Here is a 22932-nt window from a genome sequence, read left to right on the forward strand (position 1 = left end):
CTGAAATTAAATTATACCTTGAAGAATGCAGTTCTTAATAAGCTGCGCGGAGTTTTTACAATTTGATTTGGCCAAAATATTTGTGCGGTGTTTTTTTACTGTTAATGGACTAATAAACAGTTTCTCGGCAATTTCCGTATTGTTTAAACCGTTGGCGATTAGTTTAATTATATCAATCTCTCTTTTTGAAAATTCCTTTAATTCCTGATCGTCTTCGTCTATAGACAAATTCATAAAAGAGGGTTCTCCGTTGAGACCGATCAAAGATATTCTGTAGGTATTGTGTGTACTTAAATGATCAATTGCCGTATGTATATTCAACGATTTTCCGTAACCTCCATTGTCATCCATTGTCAGCATTACGGCTTGGTGATTGAACAAAGCATACTCCCCATTTTGAAGTCTGGCTCTGTGACAATAACTTATTTTGTAACTCAATAATTTACTACGATCTATTTTATCTGAAAAAAAACGGGTCAAAAAACCTTCGGCCTTTATTACAAAATTGATATCATCGGGATGAATTGCTCCCAATACATCATTAAAAGTTAAAGTATCCGGATCAAAGCCATGCATCTCATAGAGAGAAGGACTGATGTAAGAAAGCGACATGTCGAAAAAATCAATTATATAGAACGAAAAAGGGCCACTACTGATAATAGAGTTGGTAAGATCATTAAAAGAAATTTGGTGGGCCGGTGAAATTTTAGCAGTTCGATTGGCCTGCCAAACATTATGTAGATTTTCTATTTCCGGAAGCATATCGATTTGTTTGCTAAATCATTTATTTGTTCAACAAATTAACATAAAAAAATGTTAAAACAAAACTTTTAGACTCAAATTAGAAAATCAGAATGCCCTATTGCTGAACTTCAAAATCAACTTTTTACAGTTACGCTACTTTTTCAATCCAAATTCTCTTTTGTTTTGCCTCCAAAGCTGTTTTTCTTTTTTATTATACTGCTGTAAAACAGGTATTTATACGTTACGTGGGTCTAGTTTCTTATTGTAATTTTATTCTTATAAATAACACACCAACACTACATTACGAGCTTGTAGTACGTTGTATATCGACAACTAGCAGATTTCATACTTAGTAGATTTTACCAAATAGATTTTTACTAAGTTGACATTTTTTACCTGCATTATTTTAAAAATAATAAAAACAGAACGCTTCTATTTTATCAAAGTATAAAAAACCGATGCTTTCTAAAATGCGTGTTATAAGATTAAGAACAAAATTATTGTTTATGGTTATTAGGCTCAATTAGAATACCTTCAATACCAATCTCCCACGCCTATATTCTTCAGGAAAATTCCAAAACAACTTATTTTTTTGCTGATCTCAAATTGATTAACAATAGGTGTCACCTATCTGTGCTTATAGAATTACATTTTTTTTATTAACCATTAAAACAACAAACAATGAACTTAAAAGAAAAACTTTCCCAAATTGGCGAAAAGCCTGACATGATCCTTATTATTACAGATGAACAACGGGCTACACAGCATTTCCCGCCGGGATGGGAGGAAAAAAATCTTCCTACCCTGACGTTTCTAAAAAGAAACGGATTTAGTTTCGACAGGGCTTTTTGCAATACCTGTATGTGTTCTCCCAGTCGCACAACCTTATTTACAGGAATCTATCCTGCTAAACACGGTGTAAGCCAAACGTTAACAGAAGGAGGTCTTCTATCGCCACAAGAACCAACACTGGATAATTCTTTGCCGAATATCATGAATGTGCTTTGGGCAGATGGATATGACGTACAATACAGAGGCAAATGGCATATGAGTAAAGGAGTAGCGCCAAATGGTACTAAAACAAACTATGAAGATTTAACCGCTGCAGATCTTTCCTTGTATGGTGCAATGGGCTGGGTTGCTCCAGATGCGGGTGAAGATGTTAACCCTCTTAATTTTGGAGGTGGATATGCCAACCACGATGCCCGATATACTGCCGAGGCAATAAAATATTTAAAAGAAGTAAAAGCGAGAAGAGCAACAGGAGATCATAAACCGTATTGCCTGATCCTTTCGCTTGTAAATCCTCATGATGTTTTGGCTTATCCAAACACGGCGGCTACCTCAGGATATCATCCGGATAGCTGGTCAAGCAGAGAAATCGGGCTTCCTGCAACTGTAGGTGAAAATTTATTAGAAAACAAAAAACCAATGGCACAGGAGCAGATTTTAATTAATATGGCTGTTGGTCTGGGCGCTATTGCAACTCCTGAGGAAAAGCTAAATTATATTAATTTCTACGGCAATTTGTTAAGTCATGTTGACAAAGAAGTTGGTAATTTTATTAAAGAATTATACAAAGAGGACGAAAATGGACACAAATTGGCTGATACCGCCATTGTTACAATGACTTCCGATCATGGTGAAATGGGGCTGGCACATGGTGGTTTGCGTCAGAAAACTTTTGTGGCTTACGAAGAGGCTTTGAGAATACCGCTTGTTATTTCGAATCCAATATTATTTAAAGATCGCGATCTGAAACACTCCATGGCCTTGGCAACTTTGGCAGATATTTTACCGACTTTTATTGACATTGCCAATGTATCAAATCCACCAACAGGCCTTGCGGGTACCAGTTTGTTGCCTGTTATAGAGGATAACACTGCGGTACAGCATAGTATTTTGTTTACTTATGACGATATCAAAGCGGGATCGAATAATAATTGGAACATCGTCAGAGCGGCGAATCGCATTCGTTGTATCAGAACCGAAAAGTGGAAATTCGATTACTACTTTGATGCTGCAACTGCTTTTTTCAAACAATACGAATTGTATGATCTGATCAATGATCCGTTAGAAATTACCAATTTGGCTTATGATCCTGCTTACAGCGAAATCAGAAGAGATTTAGAAGAACAATTGCATCAACTTGAAGTAGAAAAACTTTGGGTAAATGCGCCTAAAGATGTTTTTAGTACGACAACGTTCAACTAAAAACTGCTTTAGAATACCCCATAAAAAACACAAATCAAATACTAATATTAAAAACCTATACATTATGTCAGAAAATATAAATTTGGAAGTTAGTACGGTACACTATACCGATTTTAATAATCCGGCTACCGGACAAACCACCATACAAGGAATAAGAGGCGTTTCAGGATCTGAAAATGTTTATATTTCAGGAAGTTTATTGGGGCAGAATAATGCGCTTCAAGGATTGATTTACGAAGGACCTCTTAAGGGTGGTGGCAACGATGGAAAATGGAATGTTGTTAATTTCCCAAGTACACCGTCAGCCGTAGTCAACAATACTTCTTGCTACGGGCCAAATAATGGTCCAAATGGAACGGTGCAAATTGTTGGTTCTTATAAAACAGCAACCTCAACGGATAAAGCACCAAGCGGAAATCTCGGCTTTTATTATGAAGGTCCTGTTGATGGCTCGGGAACCTGGGTAAAGGTTAGTCCGAACGGAGGGAATACAAATAATGTTTTTGTTCATAGTGTCATGGGCGGAATTGCGGTTGGCAATTATGATGTCGAAAACGATAAAAATGGCCATGCTTTCTTGTACAATACTACAACTAAAGAGTGTATTAATTTTAAACTCCCTGATTCGTTAACCAATACTTTATATGGTATCTGGCATAATGGTGACGATAGTTATACACTAGCCGGAGGGTATTCCAGTCTTCACTTGGGAAAACTGAGCCAGGCTTTTCTTGTTGATTACAATGCTAAAACCAGAAAAATCAGTAATCTGAAAACATTCAGCTACAAGAATGAAACTGCTTTGTCTATCATTACTCATTTTGAAGGCATCACCGTTTCTGAAGACAATGGCTATAATATGCCGGCTGACTGGATCTCTGCAAATGGAGAAGGTGGCGGAGCATCGTTTGTTTCTGTTCGCAGAAATTCTAACGGGTCATTTGGAGAGGCAAACTGGGTAGATATCGAGTTTCCGAATTCAAGTGCTAACAGTGCTAACACTGTGTACAGAAATAATCTTCTGGGTATTTACACCTCCGTGAATGATTCTGGTACTAAAGTGGTTTCTTCTTTTGTTGCGAAAGTTAGCGTTTAGAAATAAACTAAGTAGTGGCTCGTACTAAGGTTTTACTTTAATCAAACTGTTAGCTAATTTTTTTTAACACATAGAAACATAGATTTTGGGCTAACAATTTAAAACTTTTGAAGAAAATTATAATTTTTTCACATAGTTCTTAGGTTTGTTTTTTTAGTAAAACGTCTTTTTTAAGCTTTGTTAACTATACTTCTTTGTTCTAAAATTAATTGTACCCAATGGGTTTTAGTGATTGAATTGTTATAGAAAACAACTTTTTATCTAAATTTTTGTTATAAAGCGGTTAAGGGAAAAGTAATTTTTTCTTAATCGCTTTTTACTTTTTAACTATAGGCTGGTAAAGGAGGATCAAGTCCGAAAGTTGTAGGGAAGTAAAAATCTCGCAGAGTCGCAAAATCGCAAAGTATTAATGAAAAAACGGAAAAAAAACTTTGAGACTCCATAACATTTTTAGAAATCCAAAGCTAGAAAGTAGAAAACAGAAAATTGGATCTTAAAAATAGGAGAAAAACTTAGCGGCTTGGCGTCTTTGCGAGATCGTCAAAGCGAGAAGTTGGAAAATTAGGTACTTAAAAAGCTGTGGCGAAAAAATATAAGATCTGCTACTTCTAACAAAAGAAATCTAAAAATTATTCCACAACTTTTGAACTTGATTCGAATAAACCCAACAGATTGTATTAATGATGTAATATTCTAAAAATTAAAAGCAAAAGACTTCAATTGAGGGCGCGTTTGTAGTATAAAAAAATTAGAAAAATAATGTTCTACAATTAATTAGTATGCAAACGTTAAATCACTTATTTCATCTGCTAGTTTATGGAGACCTCTTGAAATTTGCTCCATTTTTTCCCCTGATAAAGGAGCTAGTCCTTTTGTATATTGACGGAATAAACTTTGATTTATTCCAACATAATGTTCTGCAAAGGCTGATTTATTTATAACATTAAAATACTCAAATATTTGTTCTAAATCAACAACATAGTTGATATTGAAATCCTTAATCGTTAGCGATTCCCCTTTCTCATTTAAATAATCTACATGATATTGCAAAACTTCATTGAAATTTTCCTTTAGTTCCGATAGATTGCTGCCAACCGTAGTTAATCCTGGTATTTCTTTCACGTATGCCGAAAAGCCAGTATTTGTTTTTTCAACTATCACCGTAGTTACGTTTTTCTTTTCCATAATAAATTTTCAAAATTGTTCTTATGTAATCTTTCTAACAGTAAAATACAAAAGCAACAAGATTACTTAAGCCCTGCAGCTTTCATAATACTATTTAAAGTACCATTTGCCAATTCTTTGCTGCCGTGTCGCGGAATTGGAATTTGGTTTGGTTTGTTTTTGTGTCTATATAAATCATGATTTCCACCACTTCTATAAAGATACCAACCCTCTTTTTTTAGCAATTTCAATATTTCATTTACTGTTGCCATTTTAAAATTAAATTACAAAACATATCAAAAAAACGTTATTGCAATTACATGATAAATATATAACATTTTTGTTATATAACAAAAATGTTATATTATTTTTTATTTTAACAATCACTATCAATGTAACCTTAATTAATTATCTAAACCAACTATAACTTTCAAAAATTATTCACTTCTATCATTCGAAATAATAGCGCTCCACAATATATAACCTAAGGACATTTTCCAACTGATCATTTTATAAATGAATCATTAAAAATAACTTTTGTAATCATGAGCCCAATAAAAAGCAAAAAACGACTCGATTGAGTGGCCTTTCATTCTTAGGAAATTTATTCCTTTATTACTGTTCTTTTTTATCCGGCAACTACCAGCCTAAATAATAAGTAGGGCTCAACCAAATCGGACGATCTAGTCCAAAATATTCTTGTAGCATTTTTTCGGCTTCACAGAAAGCACCTTCTACCCAGCCCTGTTGATCTGAATAGGCCTCTCCGCAAATATGGATTTGCTCGTTTACATCCGGTTTTCTCATGTATTCCATTACATTTTTTACTGAGAAACCGGCTTTCCAGGCATGGTATCCTGCACCAAACGGCTCGTCTGTCCAGTCTTTAAAATACGTTACATAGGGATCCGGTATGGTTACGTCAGGTCCGTGGAGTTCGCGAAGTTGGTTTATCAATTCGTCTACCATCATTTTCGTAGCTTGAACATCATCCAGTTCATGCAGTTCTTTTAATGATGCTGATTTGTTGGCTCTAACTTCAAAAAGTATTCTGTCATCGGAAAGCGCTTTCCAGAAGGTCTGAGTGACCATATCTCCATAACTTCCTAACAACATCGAGTTATCATTTTGAGCATCTGTTCCAAAATAATAACATTGTCTCATCGGCAAATCGGTGATCGAATGTCCGGAATCAATTCCTAATTCTTTCCACCACGGATAGTCAAAGCCCATTAATATTTTAAAAGCGGGTGCCATAATTACAGAACGGATATTCTCATTGAGCACTGAATTTTCATTTACATCAAAAAAGAAATTGTTCTGATCCAGAAGTTCCAAAGATTTTCTCGGCATAGCAAGCACTAATGTGTTGGCATATACTTTCCATTCGGTGTTGCTCTCCAGGTTTAGAAAAGTCAATTCGTATTTGTGTGTTTGACTTGAAGAATGTTCTTTGGTAAAAGTAAGCAACTTATTTTCAGCCCAAATCGTGGCCCCTTCATGATCGGTATAAGAATTGGCCAAGGCATAGGCGATACTGTCGTACCCTTCTTCAATGGTTTTGTAAATGGTTCCCGCAGAGAAATCGCCTACCATGTACGGGAAAGCTTCTGCTCCATTCCAATTGATGGTATTGGAATAATATCCTCCGGCATTCGCCAAAAAGGTATATCCTTCCTCTGAAACCTGATCTTTAATCAAGTTCCAAAAACCCAAATCATTTACTTTACGTCTGTAATAAGGAGAATTAGGGAAATTGTAGACCAATTTAGGTTTTATGTCATCCCAATCTCTGCTGGTCAATTCGAAAGAATAATCATAAATTGTATCTCCTTTAATGATTTTATCACCGTAATTTTCAGCAACCCAAGGATCTGCTATTAAAACATCGTAAATAATTTTATTGAACAACTGATCTGAACTGAAACCCAAATCATTATCGTTCAGGTAAAATCGGGTTATCAATTTATCACCTGCTTCCTGAGCAACGTCCCAGGCATCTTGTTTAAAACGCTCTTTACGAAGGTACATATACAGTTTTGCGGGATCTCCCATCGGAAAGGGAACGGGCGTCATTCTATCGTTCAGAACGGGAGTACGTTTGGCAGGATCCGGTTCGGTAAGTGGATAGCCTTCGATTAATGTGGTCACAATTTCCTGAGAAGTCAGGTAACGCATACCGCCTAACTCGCCCCAGAAATTCATTCCTGGCATAATAACCGATTCCAATCTGCCGCCCAGTTTGTTGTTCATATCAAAAATTTGAACTTCACTGGCGGTATACTTTTTGTCGGTTACCAAACGATATGCGGTGTATAATCCGGAAGTTCCGGCACCAATAATAGCTACTTCAGTTTTTAAATCAGGATGCATTCCTTTATTTAATGGTGTGTTTTTATTCATGATCGTATCTTTTTAAAGTGCTCTAAAGAATTTGTGTCCTAGTTGGAAAGGTGTGATATCAAAATCAGTATATCCGTCTAATGCAAGATCTGACATAATTTTGCCTAAGAAAGGGGTGAATTTCGCAGCCCATCCGGTCGCGTACAATACGATGTTTTCGTGATTGGGTACATAACTTGGTGCAAAATCAATCAACAGCTCTTTGTTTGGGATATTACTCAAGGCAATAAGACAGGTTGAAGTGTATTCCGGTTCTGCGTTTAATCCGGTCATGTATTGTTTTACCCAATCAGAGGTATATCCAAGCTCTTGTGAATTTGGGATTAACGATCTGTCGTTCGGTTCTTCTATAGGTTTCATTACAAAATCCGGTGCCACGCGAATATAGCCGGGGTGATCCCAATCGACTTCAGGGAAACCGTAGAACTGATTTCCGCTTTCGCCTTCCGGGTTTTGAAATACAAACCAGGTTGGGTATTGAATGTCCGGATCGGTTTTTTTAAAATAAGCCGAAGACATATTCCAATACGTAGCGTCTATGTGAAAATTCAGTAAGTTGATCACACTGTTAATATAAGGCCCCGGAATTAGCGCCAGTTTTTTAGTGATATAAGCGCCTTTTGGTGTAATAATCTCAAAAAGATCTCCCAATTGATTGATTTTAAGTACGGGTGAATTTTCTTCTAAGTGTACCGTTTCTTGTTTCTCACACAGTTCTAAATACGCTTCTATCGTTGCTTTAAAATTGATACTGGCACCATCTTCCTGAAACAGTCCACTATATTTTACCGGTAAGTTTTTAAAATGGTATTTATCTTCTATCTCTTTTGAAGTCAGCGAGGTGTAAGGAACGCCTAATGCTTTTAGTGCTTCTTCTGCTTCAGCAATATTCCCTTCTGTAGATTGTACGGTGGGGTCTCCAAACCAGAGTGTTCCTACTTTGTCAAGCAGCTGTTTACCAGTTTCTTTTTCGAGTTCATCCCAGTACGGCTGCGAATCTAAAGCCATTTGTACCATATATTCATCCGGATATGGGATTCGGAATTGGCGTGACACTCCTGCAGAGCTCCCCAGTTGATTCACAAAGGTGAATTGTTCTAATACTAAAGTCTTTGCATTTCGTTTACCAAGATGATTCGCAGTGGCTAAGCCTATTGCTCCTCCTCCAATGACGATTACGTCGTAGTTTTCTCTAATCATTTGTTGCTTATTTTATTTGTTTATGGTTGTTTGTGGTATTGATCAGGTATTGCTGCTTTTCGTTGCCTGCTTTTTTTCGGTAACTTTCTTTAGTCTTCGAAAATCCTTTGTTTAAAAAAAACGTCAAACTAGTTCCAGTTGGCCTAATTGGTCACTGTCGTTAGAAAAATTGAGATTAGCTGCTTTTTAAAGGGTATTGTTTTGTAAGAATAGCATTGTTTAAACGAGACATGCTAAATCAAAAATAGAACTTTTATGAAGCTGAATTTAGCGTGTAAATACCTGATTTTCTATTATTATAAATGGAGTTTTTTGAACCTCAACCTGATTATTAAATTAGGCCTTTTGCAGTTGTTGGTGTTGTTCCAGCTATACAAGAAAAAGTTGGACACGAATTGCACTAATTTTCACTATTTTTTTGTGAATTGTAGAATCATTTTAATCCTTTAATCAGTGGCAAGAACTTCACGCTAAGAATCTCAATAATCAATTCGTAAAAATTAGTGTAATTCGTGGCGAAAAAAATCGATCCGACACTTACTATTCTAACTAACTTTTAGACCGCATCAAAATCCTAAAAACAAAAAAACCACTCGTTGGAGTGGTTTTTAGTAACTATAAATCATGAATCCGCATCCTACTGGGGCCGACAATGATAGCGTCTATTTTATCTTTAAAGGCTAAATGGCATTTGTATTTTTTGTCCAGAAAAATTTCTTTCACAAAAAAATACTCCTCCTCTATTTTGGCATAATGGTTTGTTACCTCAAACGATTTTAAAGGAATAGAAAGCCCTTTACCATTTGCTTTAATAACGGCTTCTTTTTGTGTCCAATACTCAAAAAAGGCACTTTCGGTATCCTCGTTAAGCGAGAGATTGTCCCATTCTCTTTTTGTCATTTGCGATTTAAATCCTTCGAGCTCTATGTCGTGGATTATTTCAATGTCTATTCCCACATCGCTTCTGTCCGACAGCACACAAACAACAATTTCTCCTGAGTGTGATATATTAAATTTAGTAGTATCGTCATTTAGAAATGGTTTACTGTAAAGCGTATAACTCAGCTCTGCTTCGGCATAACTTTTACTCATTTTCTGAAGACCATGGCGCAAAAGCAATCTTCCTAACAGGGACAACTGACTGTCTTGCCAACGTCTGTAAGCCAATATCTTTTTTTGAAAATCGGCCGAAAATTCATTTAGATAATTCGTTATAAGATAATTGTGATTCTCTTCAGAAATGTAAGCGTATAAAATGTGCGTCATTTTGTATCCGTATTTAATCTATATAATTAATTGGCAATCTCAAATACAATTGCTTCAACGGCACCTGTCGCAGAGTTTATAACCCCTACATCTGTTTTTACTTCTGACATTCTTACCCACACACCTCCATAACAATCTCCAAAACCAAATGAACCCCAAATTAGTTTATGCAACGTCCATTCGTTCTCTGCGTTGGGAGCTAGAAAGTCTAATGAATCGCTAAACTCCTGGGCAATAAACGCATTATTTTGCAGTGCTAATTCTAATGCTTCTTCCCATTCTTTTTCAGTTGAAAATTTGCCAATAAAAACGTCCTTCCCCTGAAATCCTCTTGCTACTTTTATCACAAATTTATCTTTGTCGGTTTTCAATAAATCAGGAAGATTATGCTCTCTGTCTTTGAAAATGACTTTTTTATTTTCGATAAACGAAGTCCACGGAATATTTTTTAGTATTAGTTCATTTTCTTCGGGTGAAAACTTTCCTGCCTGAGCCAATTCCAACAAAATAAACAAGTTTCTTTTATCACCAAGCATCCTAAGTCCAAGATGGTCGGGAAGATAAATCCTGTCCATCATAAAAGCTCTGAATATGGCTGGCGTAACATTCATATCCATTGTTAAAATGATCAAACTGTGTATCACTTTATCGCCTAAACATAGATTCCCATTGGTAAGTGTCAATTCATTCATATCTCCGCCATATGCACCGCCATTTAGTCCAAAATTGGCTAATTCTTCCTTAAACAGCTTGTCAAAAAAGCCCAGGCTTTCTTCTTTTTCGGCTTCATCTTCGATATCCCCCATTTCCATAAACAGGTTAATGGTACTCTGTTTACCCAGCTGTTTAATGATTTGTTCGATAAGGAATTTCATGTAGATCTGTAAGGTGTTCCTTCCCTTGTAATCCAGAACTTTGTCTTTATTTACTAATTCGGGATGGTTATTTCTTATCAGCGATTCAAAACTTTGTATTTGCCATCCTCCTATTGAAGATCCAATATTGGCTTCTAAAACTTTAAACCCGTCTTCTGTAAAAGTCAAATCTAATCTACAGCCTATTTCAAGATCTTTTTTATGACATAACATGGCAAATTCTGCCATCATTTCGTCTCCTGCAAAATAAAATTCTGCCAGTTTTTTTATATCATCATTAAAATACAACGATGGAATTTGTTTTAACAGGCTTGGGATTTTTACAGATAGTGCTGTTAACTCTTGTGTCATTTGTTTATTGATGAGTACCGGCCATCCGCTTACCGGATATTTGTAACTTTTAAATACATCAGGAACGGACTCATGGTTGGTATTTATTCTTGCGGGAATATCTTTAGTGCCTTCAAATTCTAAAAATTTTTCGGAAAGGATTGTATATTCTTCAGTCGTATTTTTTATCATAAAAAAGTGTTTTTATTTTAATGTATATGCTTCTAATTGAACTAAGACAGGTCCAAAAACCTACTCTTGTATTTTATAGTATTCCCCAATAAAGCAAATAGGTTGCTAATAGTATGTTTGAAAAAATCACGGAGAAAATGACACTTCTGGCATCAGTTTTTTTAATGGTTAAAATGTAATACAGCAAGGTCAAAATCAGACACCCTAAAAAGACCAGTACCAACAGAAATATATAGTTGAAGGTTTGCGGCAGACCAAATGCCAGAATGAAATAGTTTTGTTCTGAAACTTTCGTGATGGCCATAAGCAAACATCCGAAAAGTACTAATCCGGTAATAGAAGTAATCGTTATCCCAATCCTTACTATCTTATCCTGAACTGTGGTATATCTCTTTTTGATTAACTTGATAAGGTAGGCAAAAATAAACGCTAACATTACTACTAAAGCTGTTGCTAAAGGGAATAGAAAAATAGGGTCTTGTTCTCCGATACTTTTACCGGTTTTCGCAACTCCTTTGTTAATCGTAATTCCTGTAACTAGTTTTACATTATCGGCTTCCTTAAACCTATTGAGATCCAGTTTTTGTTTCGGATTATCGATGAAACTTTCTACAACCTTGTATCCAATTTTTGTAAAACTAGGAACATGGCCATAGGTTCTGGCCTCGATATAATTGGCTTTACCGAATCTTTGTGCTACTTTTTTTCCGTTATCCAGTGGCGTGATTGGATCAAATTCACCTGAAAAAACCAACACAGGATATGTCGCAGTAGCAAGGTTAGAAAGCGTATTGTCTTTTTTTGCAGCTACTGTGCGATTACTATTCCATGCGTCACACACTTTAAAATCAGATTTGTAGAATGAAATTCCTCCATTTAATCCCTTAAACTGCGATGCGTTTTGCTGATATTTTAAAAAATCATTGTTGGGAAGGGTCTCGTTACAACTCACACAATAATACACGCCATAATCCATCGACAATAAACTTGAGAAAGCACTTACCAGGTTCCCTAAAGATTCTCCTCTTCTTTCATGAAACTGATAAATTAAGAGCGGAATTACTTCTACTAACTTTTTATTGTATAGGGCTTGCTGAACTGCTACTTTAAAATCTTCTGCATTATACGTAAATGTGCCGGAAGGGATTAATGTTTTATCTACTGTCACAGTCAGCGGATTTTTCTCCAGATCGGCAATTACTTCATAGTATATTTTTTCTAAATTGGGATATTGTTTATCGTAGGTCTTGTCACTTTTACAGATTTTAAATACTTTCTGTAAACTCGTCATATAATTTGAAGTATTCTCTACATAATAGGTCGAAATGTCATAAACCGGAGAGTCTAACAGTAATGATTTTACATCCCCGGCAAAATTGTTTGCATATACTTGTGCCATGTAGGTTCCGTATGATACGCCGTATACATTCCAGTTTTTGTACTTTAATGCTGTTTTTAAGGCATGAAGGTCTTTTGCTACAGCTTGGCTGTTGTAAGCGTCGAGGTTGATTCCTCTGTTGATAAGCTCTTGTTTGCAGGACATTGCAGCATTCGTTTTTTGCTTTTCATCTTCTTCTTCTGACTGGTTTTTTGCCAGAATTTCTAAAAATTTCTTTCCTAGTCCCTGATCCAACCTTGGCTGTGAATAGCCAGTCCCACGAACATCAAATAATACAATATCATTATTTTCCCTTAGAGGATGATTCAACCATAACCATATATTATCAATACCACTCGCGCCCGGGCCTCCTTGTATAAAAACTACGGCGTTCGAATCTTTTGCTGTTGCATTCTTTTTTAGTACAGTTACCGCAATTTTTATGGTTTTACCATCATTTGCTCCCCAGGTTTCCGGAACAGTAAGGTAGCCCCAGCTGATTTTTTTGGGATCTGATTTTTTGAATTGAGGCATAAAAGCGGTCCTATTCTCAAAAGTCACGTTTTGCGCCTGCAAATTCCCGATCAGAATTGCAAATAAAAAAGAAATAGTACTAATTGTTTTTCTTAATCTCATAATGTTTATGTTATATTTTTTTCTATTTATTTCAGTTAAAAATTGAATCCTATATCTATTGTTCTTTCTTTTTCAATAGCCAATTCTATGTCTATTTCTTTTAAAGATTGATTGGCGTTTTCTACAATTTCGCGAAGTAGTTTTTCGTATTTTAGTAGTATTAGCTCAATTGTAGCTGCTTCGTACTTTGTGGTATTGTAACTTAGTGTTCCTGCTACATTTCCCTCGTTTACGACAAAGTTGATTAACAAAGGAAGTCTGCTGTAGGAAGTACTCATAGGCGCTATTTCCAGCTGCAACTTTTCATTGATCACAATGTTTGTGTAGCTGAACGAAGGGTTTTGCAATACCAACAGTACGTCTAATCGCAATTTATTCTGTAGGACTTCGGGTAGATCCTGGTGTTCATCAATCTGTAACAGATTTTGGTGCGTTTCTTTTAGTAGTTCACTAAGACTGTTTTCTGAATTTATACGATTCCTCAAAGGCAACGTTTTCGCAAACATTCCAAGTTGATTGTGCAGTTCGGAATTGGTTCTTCCGGAATTAACCGTTCCGATGCAAAAATCTTCTTCTCCGTACATTTTATGCAGGAGCATGCTAAATGTACCGACCAAAAGGGTGTGAAGCGATATATTTTGCTTTTGTGTGAATTCGTTTAATTCCGAAAATGTAAGAGAGTCAAATACAAAATAATGATCTGTTCCTGTATGCTTCTCTTCATAGTCATCGGCATCAAAAGGAATACTGTTTTTCCAGGTATATCTTTCGAGATATGTTTTCCAGAATTTTAAATTGGTCTCATTAGCACTTCTTTGTTGCTCTTGATGCCATACAACATAATCCTTAAATTGAAACTTTAATTTGTGAACCTCTATGTTATTCTGCTGTTCTATTTGTTTGTATTGACTAACAAACTCCTTTACTAAAATTTCTAAAGACCAACCGTCCATAATGATATGATGGGTACAAAATACCAAATAAGAATCCCCGTTTTTCTGATGAAATAATGCCACTCTCAATAATGTTTCCTTTTCTAAATCAAAGGCTTTGTTTACGTACTCCTGTATGGACTTTGTTCGCTCTTTTTCTTCATAGAAAAATTCATCAATTACTACCTGTGTTTGTTCCGATGCAGCAATTTTTTGATTGGGAATTCCTTCTATCTCAATAAAATTTGTTCTTATGATTTCATGTTTCTTTTGCAACTCTAAAAACACTTGCTCTAAAACCGTTTTTTTTATCTGACCATGTACTTTGAATACGGCCGACATATTGTAGGATATCGATTTTTCTTTTAGTTGCGATGCCAGCCATATGTTGTATTGAGAAGACGTAATTGCATAATGCAAACGTTCTGCTACCGGTAGAATCGCGATCGCTTGTACGGTTTCTTTTTGCTCGAGATACTTTGCTAATTTTTGTACGGTAGGATAGTCAAAAATGTCTTTTAAAGTTATTCTGTACTGCAGTTTTTCGTTTATACTGTTTATTAATTTCACTGCATTCAGGGAGTGACCACCAAGCTGGAAAAAATTATCGGTAATGCCAATTTCTGTAGCTGTTCCTAATACCTCATGGTAATACGAACAGAGCTTATTTTCTATTTCTGTTGTTGGTTTCTCATAAGAAAGTGCTGTTTTTTCTGTGGTAATTTTTACCTGTGACAGCGCTTTTCTATCGACTTTTTTATTGGGTGTTAACGGAAATTCGTCTAAAGAAAATAGCGCATGTGGAATCATATATTCCGGTAATTCTTCTCTCAATGTGTTAATGATCTCAGTCGTATTAAAGGTTCCCGTTTGCGCAATTACATAGGCAATTAATACCGCTTCCTGTCCTGCGTTTTGCCTGGCAATTACTATGGCTTCTTTAATATTTTCTATTTGATTTAACTTCGTTTCTATGTCTCCAAGTTCTATGCGATATCCTCTTATTTTGACCTGATTATCGTTGCGTCCCACGAATTCTATTTCCCCTTTTTCATTCCATTTTCCTAAGTCTCCCGTATTGTACATTCTTTCGTTTTCCTTGAAAGCATTTTTAATGAATTTTTCATTGGTCAACTCTTCATTTTTAAAATACCCCTGTGCTAATCCGTCACCACCAATATAAATCGTTCCCACACTACCAACAGGCAGCAATTGCATACAATCGTCGAGTATGTACAATTCGGTGTTGTGAATGGGTTTCCCAATATTTGAGGCTTCATTTGTCTGAGTTACTTTTTTACAGCTGGACCAAATTGTGGTTTCTGTCGGGCCGTACATGTTCCATACTTCAGCAGTAGTTGCTATTAATTTTTCGGCCAGTGTTTCGCTTAACAGATCGCCTCCGCATAAAATTCTGAGCGTTTTATCTCCTTTCCAACCTGCATTATAAAGCATTTGATAAAAGCTTGGAGTCGCCTGAATTATCGTCGGTTTTAGTTCCGTCAACTTTACAACAATAGCCAATGGATCTGCTAAAAGTTCCGGACTAGCAATGTATAGTTTAGCTCCTGAAATTAACGGTGCAAAAAATTCAAGTATAGAGATATCAAACGATTGTGTGGTAACCGAAAATAAATAATCCTGTTCCTCTACTTTAGGTTTGTGTTGTATACTAATTAGAAAATTCAGTAATGCTTTGTGGCTTATGGCTACTCCCTTAGGCTTGCCTGTAGAACCCGAAGTATAGATGATATAGGCTGTAGACACAGCTGCTATTTCTTTTTGTTCCGTTTCTTCTAACTTAATTTCTTCTTTTATAATAACTTCAATATCTATAATACTGTCCTTTAGGTCCAGATTGTGCTTTAGATTTTGGGTTGCTATAATTTGTTGTACGCCACTGTGTTCAATAATATATTCTAAACGTTCTTTTGGAAAAGAGGGGTCTAATGGAATATAAGCACTACCCGACTTTAATATCCCTAATAGGGTCGCCACAAGATTGGCCGAACGATCCATTAAAACTGCAATTGGGGCAATATTTTGTTCCTTATTTATTCGCCGTAAATAAACTGCTATTTGATTGGATAGCGCATCCAGCTCCCTATACGTATATATTCTTTGCTCGTCTACCAGTGCAATTTTGTTCGCATTTTTGCTTACCTGCTCACTAAAAAGAGTCAAAAAAGTAGCCTCGCACGGATAACTAAATTCTGTTTTATTGAAATCTTCTACGACTTCTTTTCTTTCTGATGCGGTCAGGTATTGAAATTTTGAAAGTGATTCAACCGGATTGGCAATTACAGCGGAAAGCAAGGTTTCAAAATGCGTTACCATTTTCAAACTATCGGATGCACTAAAATAATTGACATTATAATCAAAGTCAATTTTAACATCTTCCGATTCATCAAATTCCCGAATATAAATGGCCAAAGCGACACGTTCTGACTGGTGTGACAAGGGTACTACTGTGGTCTCCGAATTGGCAAAATGATCTGCATAATTTTGTTTTTCGTAAGATAAAGTGATATTAAAAAGTCGGTCTTTTTCCTGAAATAACTCCAACTCTTTTATCAGTTTTCCTAATGGGAATCGCTGATGACGATAGTCTTGTCGCAGTTGTTGCTTGATGTTTTTTACCAGATCTCCGAAATTATCTTCAAAATCAAATTGAATTCGCAATGGCGATACGCCCATGAATAATCCCACTGTTTTTTTGAATATCGATTTTCCTCTGTTTAAAACCGGAAGCCCTATTGCGAAATCTGTATTCTGGTGTTTTCTGCCAAAATAAAGGTACAATACGCCTAAAATTACATGAAATGTCGTAGCTCCCAAATCTTTACCAACTTGTTCCAGTTGGTTATAAACAGCCCGTTTGATTATTATTTCCTGTCTTTTGCTTCGATTTGGTTTGTTGTTTTGGTCGATTTTTTCAAATAGTCTTTCGGGAAGCTTTTCAAATTTTTCTTTCCAATACAACTTATCTCCTTCGTAATCTTCGGATATAGCATACGCACTATCGTCTTTTATGAAATCCTTGTACGTAAAAGGATATTCTGTCACTACTTTTCCGAATCTTGAAAGTTCATTATAGTTTTTCACCAATCTTTGGAACATTAAGGAGGTTCCCCATCCATCTGTTATAATATGGTGGTACACTGAGAATAAATAGTGAAGCGTATCATTTACTTTTACCAGAATAAATTTATGCAGTACTTTTTTTTCATTTAATTGAAATGGAATTTCAAACGTATTCTGCATGAATTCGTTGGCCTCAGCATCAGCATTTACTTTAGAGGAGAAATCAACAAACTCCAGTGCCATAACATACTCCTCAATAGTCTCTATTCTTACCTCCGTATCCAATAGATTCAGAATACTTCTATAGGTATCATGCTGATTGATGAGCGCTATATAAGCCTTATTTAATACTTCGAAAACTATTTCTCCTTTAATTATTATTTTTGCTCCTATGTTGTAAATAGGATCTTCAGGATACATCAGTTGTTCAAAATAAACATCTTGTTGTGGAAGTGTGAGTTTCATTTTTTTTAGTTTTAAAACAATTATAAGAATCAAATCCCCTGTCATCTTCGTTGCTTTGAAGACTCTAAAAATGCCTTATCGACCCGGGCATTTAAACAAAAAAGGGTTACACCCAAAGATTTTCGGTTAGTTCTTCTTTTGTAGTTGTTTTTAAATCTCTCACAATTTTTCCGTAATCAAATTTTACAATTCGGTCTGCAAGATGAAAATAAGCATCATCGTGCGTCACCGCTATTATTGTTTTTCCTTCTTCTTTAAGTTTGGGGATTAATTGTTCGTAGAAATATTTTCTAAAATGAGGATCCTGATCTGCGGCCCATTCGTCAAGTACCAATACCGGTTTTTTCTCCAGCAAAGCAAAAATTAGCGACATTCGTTTGCTTTGACCTTTAGAGAATCTTCTTCTGGCGGACTCTTCTTTGTCGTTTTCAACAACTCCGTTTAATTGCATCGTTTTTAGCAATGCGGCATATTCCTCATTGTTTTCAAGCTGGTAATCATCATAGTTATGAGAGAACAGGTGATTGTCTGTAAATACGGCCGAAATTAAACTTTGTGTTATTTCGGTAACGTCTGCTTTCTCTTCTCCATTCATTAACATAGATCCTCCGGTTGGCTTGTATAAACCGGTAAGCAAATTGATAAAAGTACTTTTACCGGATCCGTTACCTCCTACTATAAATATGGTTTCACCTTGCTGTATGTCAAAATTGATTGGGCCTGAAGTAAAGGATGCCGATTCTTCATTTTCATTATGATAAGAAAATGTAATGTCTTTAAAACTTAACGATTGAAAATCTTGTTTTTCCTTGGAATTGGAATTGTACGTATCATCCACAATTTCAAAATCATTAATAAACTTTTTAATTCTTGCATTGGCTACCATAAATCGGGTATACATTTGTTGCAAGTTGATGATGTTATTGATTGGCCCGGATATAAATAATATAATAACCACATAAGAAATCACGTCTGCTCTTGACAGCAGTCCCATTTCCGGAAGGATAAACAGAATTACGGCTACAACAAAATACAATCCGTATTGGCTTATTAGATTGATGGACAAAAAGATATAATTAATTTTAAAATCCAAGTCCATAGATTGGTTTCTGTTTGGAATCAGAAAATTATTCATAAGGCTTTCTCTTCTGAAAAAACTTAGTTTTAATTCTTTAAATCCTTTCATTACATCATCTACAAATTTGTAATAATTCTCATTATACCCTCTTAATTGCGCTACTTGTTTTGACATGGATTTCATGACCATAAAATAACATCCGGCAACCAGCACAATAAGAGCGATCACAATTAAGGCAGAAAGTGTGGAGAGCGTAAACATATACACCAAACACAACACCAGCATTAATAACGAATTTACCGTGTGGGTTACCGTATAAGGCAGAAACGAAAAAGTACGCAAATCTTCAACTGCGGTAAAAAAACGCTGAGAACCCAGTTTCTCAAGTCTTTGCAATGGCGCTTTTAGTATCTGCGAAAAAATATGTTTTTCGTTGTCATAAAGCAGTTTAAAGGAAAATTTATTGAGTTTTTTTTGAAAAATAACATTCAATAAATAACTGTAGACTATTATAGAGACAAAAACGATTCCCATATAATTTTTAAGGAAACGCTCATTTCCAGCCAATATGTTATTAATAATATAGACTATACCAAAACTTAAAACGGTATTTGGAATGGCATACAGTAGAAGATAAACTATTTCTTTAGGTTTTAATTTTAACATTTTTAAAGTTGTTTTAATCTTAATTATTACATTTTTAACTGCTCACTATTGACGCATTTTAATAGTATGCCTGCTATTTCATCGGGATACTCGTGTATAAAAAAATGGTTTCCCGGTAATACTTGACTTTTAAAGTCGGCATTGGTGTAATTTTTCCAATTGTCGATGAGATGAGCCTTTTTTTCGCTATCCCCCATTATGGCATGTATCGGGCAATCTATTTTAATGTTTTGCTTTATAAATCCACCTTTTTCCAACACTTGAAAGTCTGCTCTGATAATAGGACCAAAGAAATCAAACAACTCTTTGTTTTCCAGCACTTCCTCAGGAATGCCGCCCAATTCTCTAAGCACCGATTTAAATTCGTCATCCGGCAAGCTGTAGCGGTCTCTTTTTATTTCGGCTCCCTCTTCATCAAATACTTTTAATCCCGGTCCGGCATTACCGGTGGCCACAAATTGTAATGGAGCATCATTTTCCTGTTCCATTTCTTTTACGACTGAGAATCCCAATGTGGCTCCCATACTGTGTCCGAAAATGATGTACGGTTCGTTATTTCTTAATTTTTTTATTTGCTTTACGTAATCCTGTATCGCTTCTTTTTTATTTAATAACAGATCCTCATTATATCTTTTACCCCTGCCAGGGAGTTCTAAAGCGTAAACGCTGATCTCTTTGTCCTTTAATTTTTTTTTCAAAAAATCATAGGAGTAACAATTTCCTCCGGCAAAATGGAGTAAAAATAATTGCATATCGTTATTTTATATAGTTTAAGGAAACAGCTTCCTTGTTTCTAAAAATTAAAATTATCTGGCTCTGTCACTCTCAGCTTCTCCTGACGAAGTGTTATCGTAATTAACCTTTTTCAACTTCCCAAAATTGTAGGTTAGTATTAGTCTGTAATAGTCTGTATTAAACGTTCTGTCAAATTCTACAACAGTTTTACCCACCTCGTAATTTCCAGCCGATTTATCTTTATGAAAAATATCGTTGGCCATCAGTTTTACTTTTAAAGCTTGATTGAGGAAATTTTTTTCTACGCCCAAAGTAATTACGGAACGATTTTTTCGGTAATAGAGACCATCGTTTTTATCTCCTAAATACCAGCCTAATAACTGTATTTTAAGTACTTTTTTAATATCAAATTGATTACTGGAATAAAAATAGTAGAGCGGTTTACTCTCTTTTAAACTAAAAACGACATTATCGGATGCTAGCTTGTCATAGCTCACATTGACCGTATTCATAGAGGTCCACCAATCATTACTGTAGGGAATAGAAACGGATGCAAAATAGGAATTAAGCGTAGATAGGTTTACCGTTTGTAACACATATGAATTAGGGTTACGTCCTTCTAATGCTACTGCTGAAATTGGATTTACGGTATAGTTGTACCCTGCTTTAAAATTATATTTACTTACTGAAGCCGACATTTCAAACGAATGCGTTCTCTCGGGTTTTAAATATGGATTCCCTTCAATGGTTGTAAAAGCGTCCTGATAAATAATCGAGGGATTTAATGCCTGATATCTTGGTCTTGTTATTCTGGAAGAGTAAGAGGCTCTTAATTGTACTTTATCGGACACTTTCATGTTTAAATAGGCACTTGGAAACAGGTACACATAATCTTCCTCTTTTTGAATAATGGTATTCAAATCATATTTAGTGTACTCACTTCTTAATCCGGCACCGTAATTTGTTTTTTCATTAATTTCTCCGCTAAAATTTACGTAAGCAGCTGTAATTATCTCTTCGTATTTAAAATCATTTGATAGTTCATCGTCAGGAGCAAAGGGATCACCGTTTTCAGAAACATAAAAATCCGAAACAGATTTGTTTCCTACGTTACTGAATTTTGCTCCGAAGTCCAATTTACTTTTAGTGTTAAATGCTTTTGTATAGTCAACTTGAGTACTAAAGACATTAATTTTATGGTTTATTTTATTGTTTAAGCTTCTATAGGATTGCTGACCGTTCAGGATGTTATTTTCATTAATAAAATCGTCCGTTTCAGAATCAAAAAGAGAGTATTGCATCCCGGCAAAAAACGAAGTTCCCAAACTGTCTATTTTTGCATTGTAATTGGCAGAAATAGAATTGTTAACGGTCATAACGTCATTATCAATTTTACTTTTAAAATTACCGTCTGTTGTATTAGAAGTGATACCGTTTTGGCTTTTGGTAGTTCCGCCCAAACTGTTTGAATATCCGCTGTACTCAACCGAGACATATTGTTTTTCATTAAAATCATATTGTCCTCCAAGCGTATAGTTCGAGAAATTCTTATATTCTCTTTCCCAATCTGTTTCTAATTTTGATTTAAAATTGTCTATTTCTTTCGGTCTTTCTCTGCTTGTATGTAAAACTTCTCTGGTTTCTCCAAGTAACAAACCATAAGCTCCCACTAAGGATAATTTATTTTTTTTGTAATTCAGATTCAGATTCGTGTTTGAACTTGGAGAAGAAAAATCCGATACGGTATAATACTGATTGACTGAACCTTTGTATCCCTCCTCAAAATTGGCTACCGTAATGACATTGATAACTGCTTTACCTTCGGCATCGTATTTTGAAGAAGGATTAGATATAATTTCTATTTTCTTTATTTGAGCGGCAGAAATAGCAGCCAATCGTTCACCGGTTATTTGTACCCCGTTCAGATAAATAATGGCTTCCCCTTTTCCAAAAACAGATACTCCATTTTCAGCGACAATAACATTAGGCGATCTCGAAAGAATTTCGTTTACTGAGGTACTTGTTGCCAAAATAGTATTGGCGACATTTACTTCTACTGTCCCATTTGATTTATTCCTAAATAAAGGAGCTTTTGAAACCACTCTTACTTCATCCAGATCAACAGTCGCACTGCGAATCATGATTTTACCCAAATCAATTTTTGAATTCGCACCGTATTTTACATGAAAGATGGTATCCTTAAATTTTAGTGAAGTAAGCTTTATTAAAACTTCATCATGGTTTAAATCTGACAATGCAAAAGGCTCGTCAAAAAAACTAACTCCTTTGATAAAACTTGAGTCTTTAACAGCTAATGCGACGGCATTTCCCATTAACAATTCATTTTTAGAATTTACGACCTTTCCCGTTATGGTATTAATTGTCTGAGCACTTACTAGCGTTGAAATTAATAATAGTTTAATTATCAATATTTTTAATAAATCTTTTTGTTTCATTTTTATTTACAATGTTTA

The 22932-nt window shown here is 35.4% G+C and carries 14 protein-coding genes; 2 read left to right on the forward strand and 12 right to left on the reverse strand.

Features of this window, described 5'->3' with window-relative positions; genetic code table 11:
- Positions 1–6: 6 nt before the first annotated feature.
- Complete coding sequence (locus LNP23_RS19385; RefSeq protein ID WP_230002479.1) at positions 7–762, reverse strand: LuxR C-terminal-related transcriptional regulator; 756 nt, start codon at positions 760–762, stop codon at positions 7–9.
- 663 nt (positions 763–1425) lie between these two features.
- On the opposite strand from LNP23_RS19385, the gene LNP23_RS19390 reads away from it, so the two are divergent.
- On the forward strand, positions 1426–2958 hold the full coding sequence (locus LNP23_RS19390; protein ID WP_230002480.1) for a sulfatase family protein: 1533 nt from the start codon (positions 1426–1428) through the stop codon (positions 2956–2958).
- Positions 2959–3022: 64 nt separating this feature from the next.
- Positions 3023–4054 carry a hypothetical protein gene (locus tag LNP23_RS19395; RefSeq protein WP_230002481.1) on the forward strand — a complete coding sequence of 344 codons (1032 nt, stop codon included), beginning with the start codon at positions 3023–3025 and terminating at the stop codon, positions 4052–4054.
- Between the two features lie 774 nt (positions 4055–4828).
- On the opposite strand, the gene LNP23_RS19400 is transcribed toward LNP23_RS19395, so the two are convergent.
- The 11 genes from LNP23_RS19400 to LNP23_RS19450 all read right to left on the reverse strand — a co-directional run bounded on the left by LNP23_RS19400 (position 4829) and on the right by LNP23_RS19450 (position 22914).
- A complete protein-coding gene (locus tag LNP23_RS19400) occupies positions 4829–5239 on the reverse strand; it encodes a type II toxin-antitoxin system HicB family antitoxin (RefSeq protein ID WP_230002482.1) in 411 nt (136 codons plus the stop codon).
- A 62-nt stretch (positions 5240–5301) separates the two neighbouring features.
- The gene (locus tag LNP23_RS19405) at positions 5302–5490 is read right to left on the reverse strand and encodes a type II toxin-antitoxin system HicA family toxin (RefSeq protein ID WP_047773426.1); all 189 of its coding nucleotides are present in this window, start codon (positions 5488–5490) and stop codon (positions 5302–5304) included.
- A 367-nt stretch (positions 5491–5857) separates the two neighbouring features.
- Positions 5858–7621 (reverse strand): flavin monoamine oxidase family protein, encoded by a 1764-nt coding sequence (locus tag LNP23_RS19410; protein WP_230002483.1) that lies wholly within the window; start codon positions 7619–7621, stop codon positions 5858–5860.
- A 12-nt stretch (positions 7622–7633) separates the two neighbouring features.
- The gene (locus LNP23_RS19415; RefSeq protein WP_230002484.1) at positions 7634–8821 is read right to left on the reverse strand and encodes an FAD-dependent oxidoreductase; all 1188 of its coding nucleotides are present in this window, start codon (positions 8819–8821) and stop codon (positions 7634–7636) included.
- Between the two features lie 615 nt (positions 8822–9436).
- Positions 9437–10087: a 4'-phosphopantetheinyl transferase family protein gene (locus LNP23_RS19420; RefSeq protein WP_230002485.1), complete on the reverse strand. Its 651-nt coding sequence runs from the start codon at positions 10085–10087 to the stop codon at positions 9437–9439.
- A 26-nt stretch (positions 10088–10113) separates the two neighbouring features.
- A complete protein-coding gene (locus LNP23_RS19425) occupies positions 10114–11484 on the reverse strand; it encodes an ATP-grasp domain-containing protein (RefSeq protein WP_230002486.1) in 1371 nt (456 codons plus the stop codon).
- A gap of 73 nt (positions 11485–11557) precedes the next feature.
- Positions 11558–13498, reverse strand: coding sequence for an alpha/beta fold hydrolase (locus LNP23_RS19430; protein ID WP_230002487.1), 1941 nt, complete (start codon positions 13496–13498; stop codon positions 11558–11560).
- A 35-nt stretch (positions 13499–13533) separates the two neighbouring features.
- A complete protein-coding gene (locus LNP23_RS19435) occupies positions 13534–17979 on the reverse strand; it encodes a non-ribosomal peptide synthetase (RefSeq protein ID WP_230002488.1) in 4446 nt (1481 codons plus the stop codon).
- Between the two features lie 106 nt (positions 17980–18085).
- Positions 18086–19723: a cyclic peptide export ABC transporter gene (locus tag LNP23_RS19440; RefSeq protein WP_047773439.1), complete on the reverse strand. Its 1638-nt coding sequence runs from the start codon at positions 19721–19723 to the stop codon at positions 18086–18088.
- A gap of 26 nt (positions 19724–19749) precedes the next feature.
- Positions 19750–20475 (reverse strand): thioesterase II family protein, encoded by a 726-nt coding sequence (locus tag LNP23_RS19445; protein WP_230002489.1) that lies wholly within the window; start codon positions 20473–20475, stop codon positions 19750–19752.
- Between the two features lie 54 nt (positions 20476–20529).
- Positions 20530–22914, reverse strand: a complete 2385-nt coding sequence (locus LNP23_RS19450) for an outer membrane beta-barrel family protein (RefSeq protein ID WP_230002490.1) — start codon at positions 22912–22914, stop codon at positions 20530–20532.
- Positions 22915–22932: the final 18 nt, after the last annotated feature.

Source organism: Flavobacterium cupriresistens (assembly GCF_020911925.1).
Taxonomy (GTDB): domain Bacteria; phylum Bacteroidota; class Bacteroidia; order Flavobacteriales; family Flavobacteriaceae; genus Flavobacterium; species Flavobacterium cupriresistens.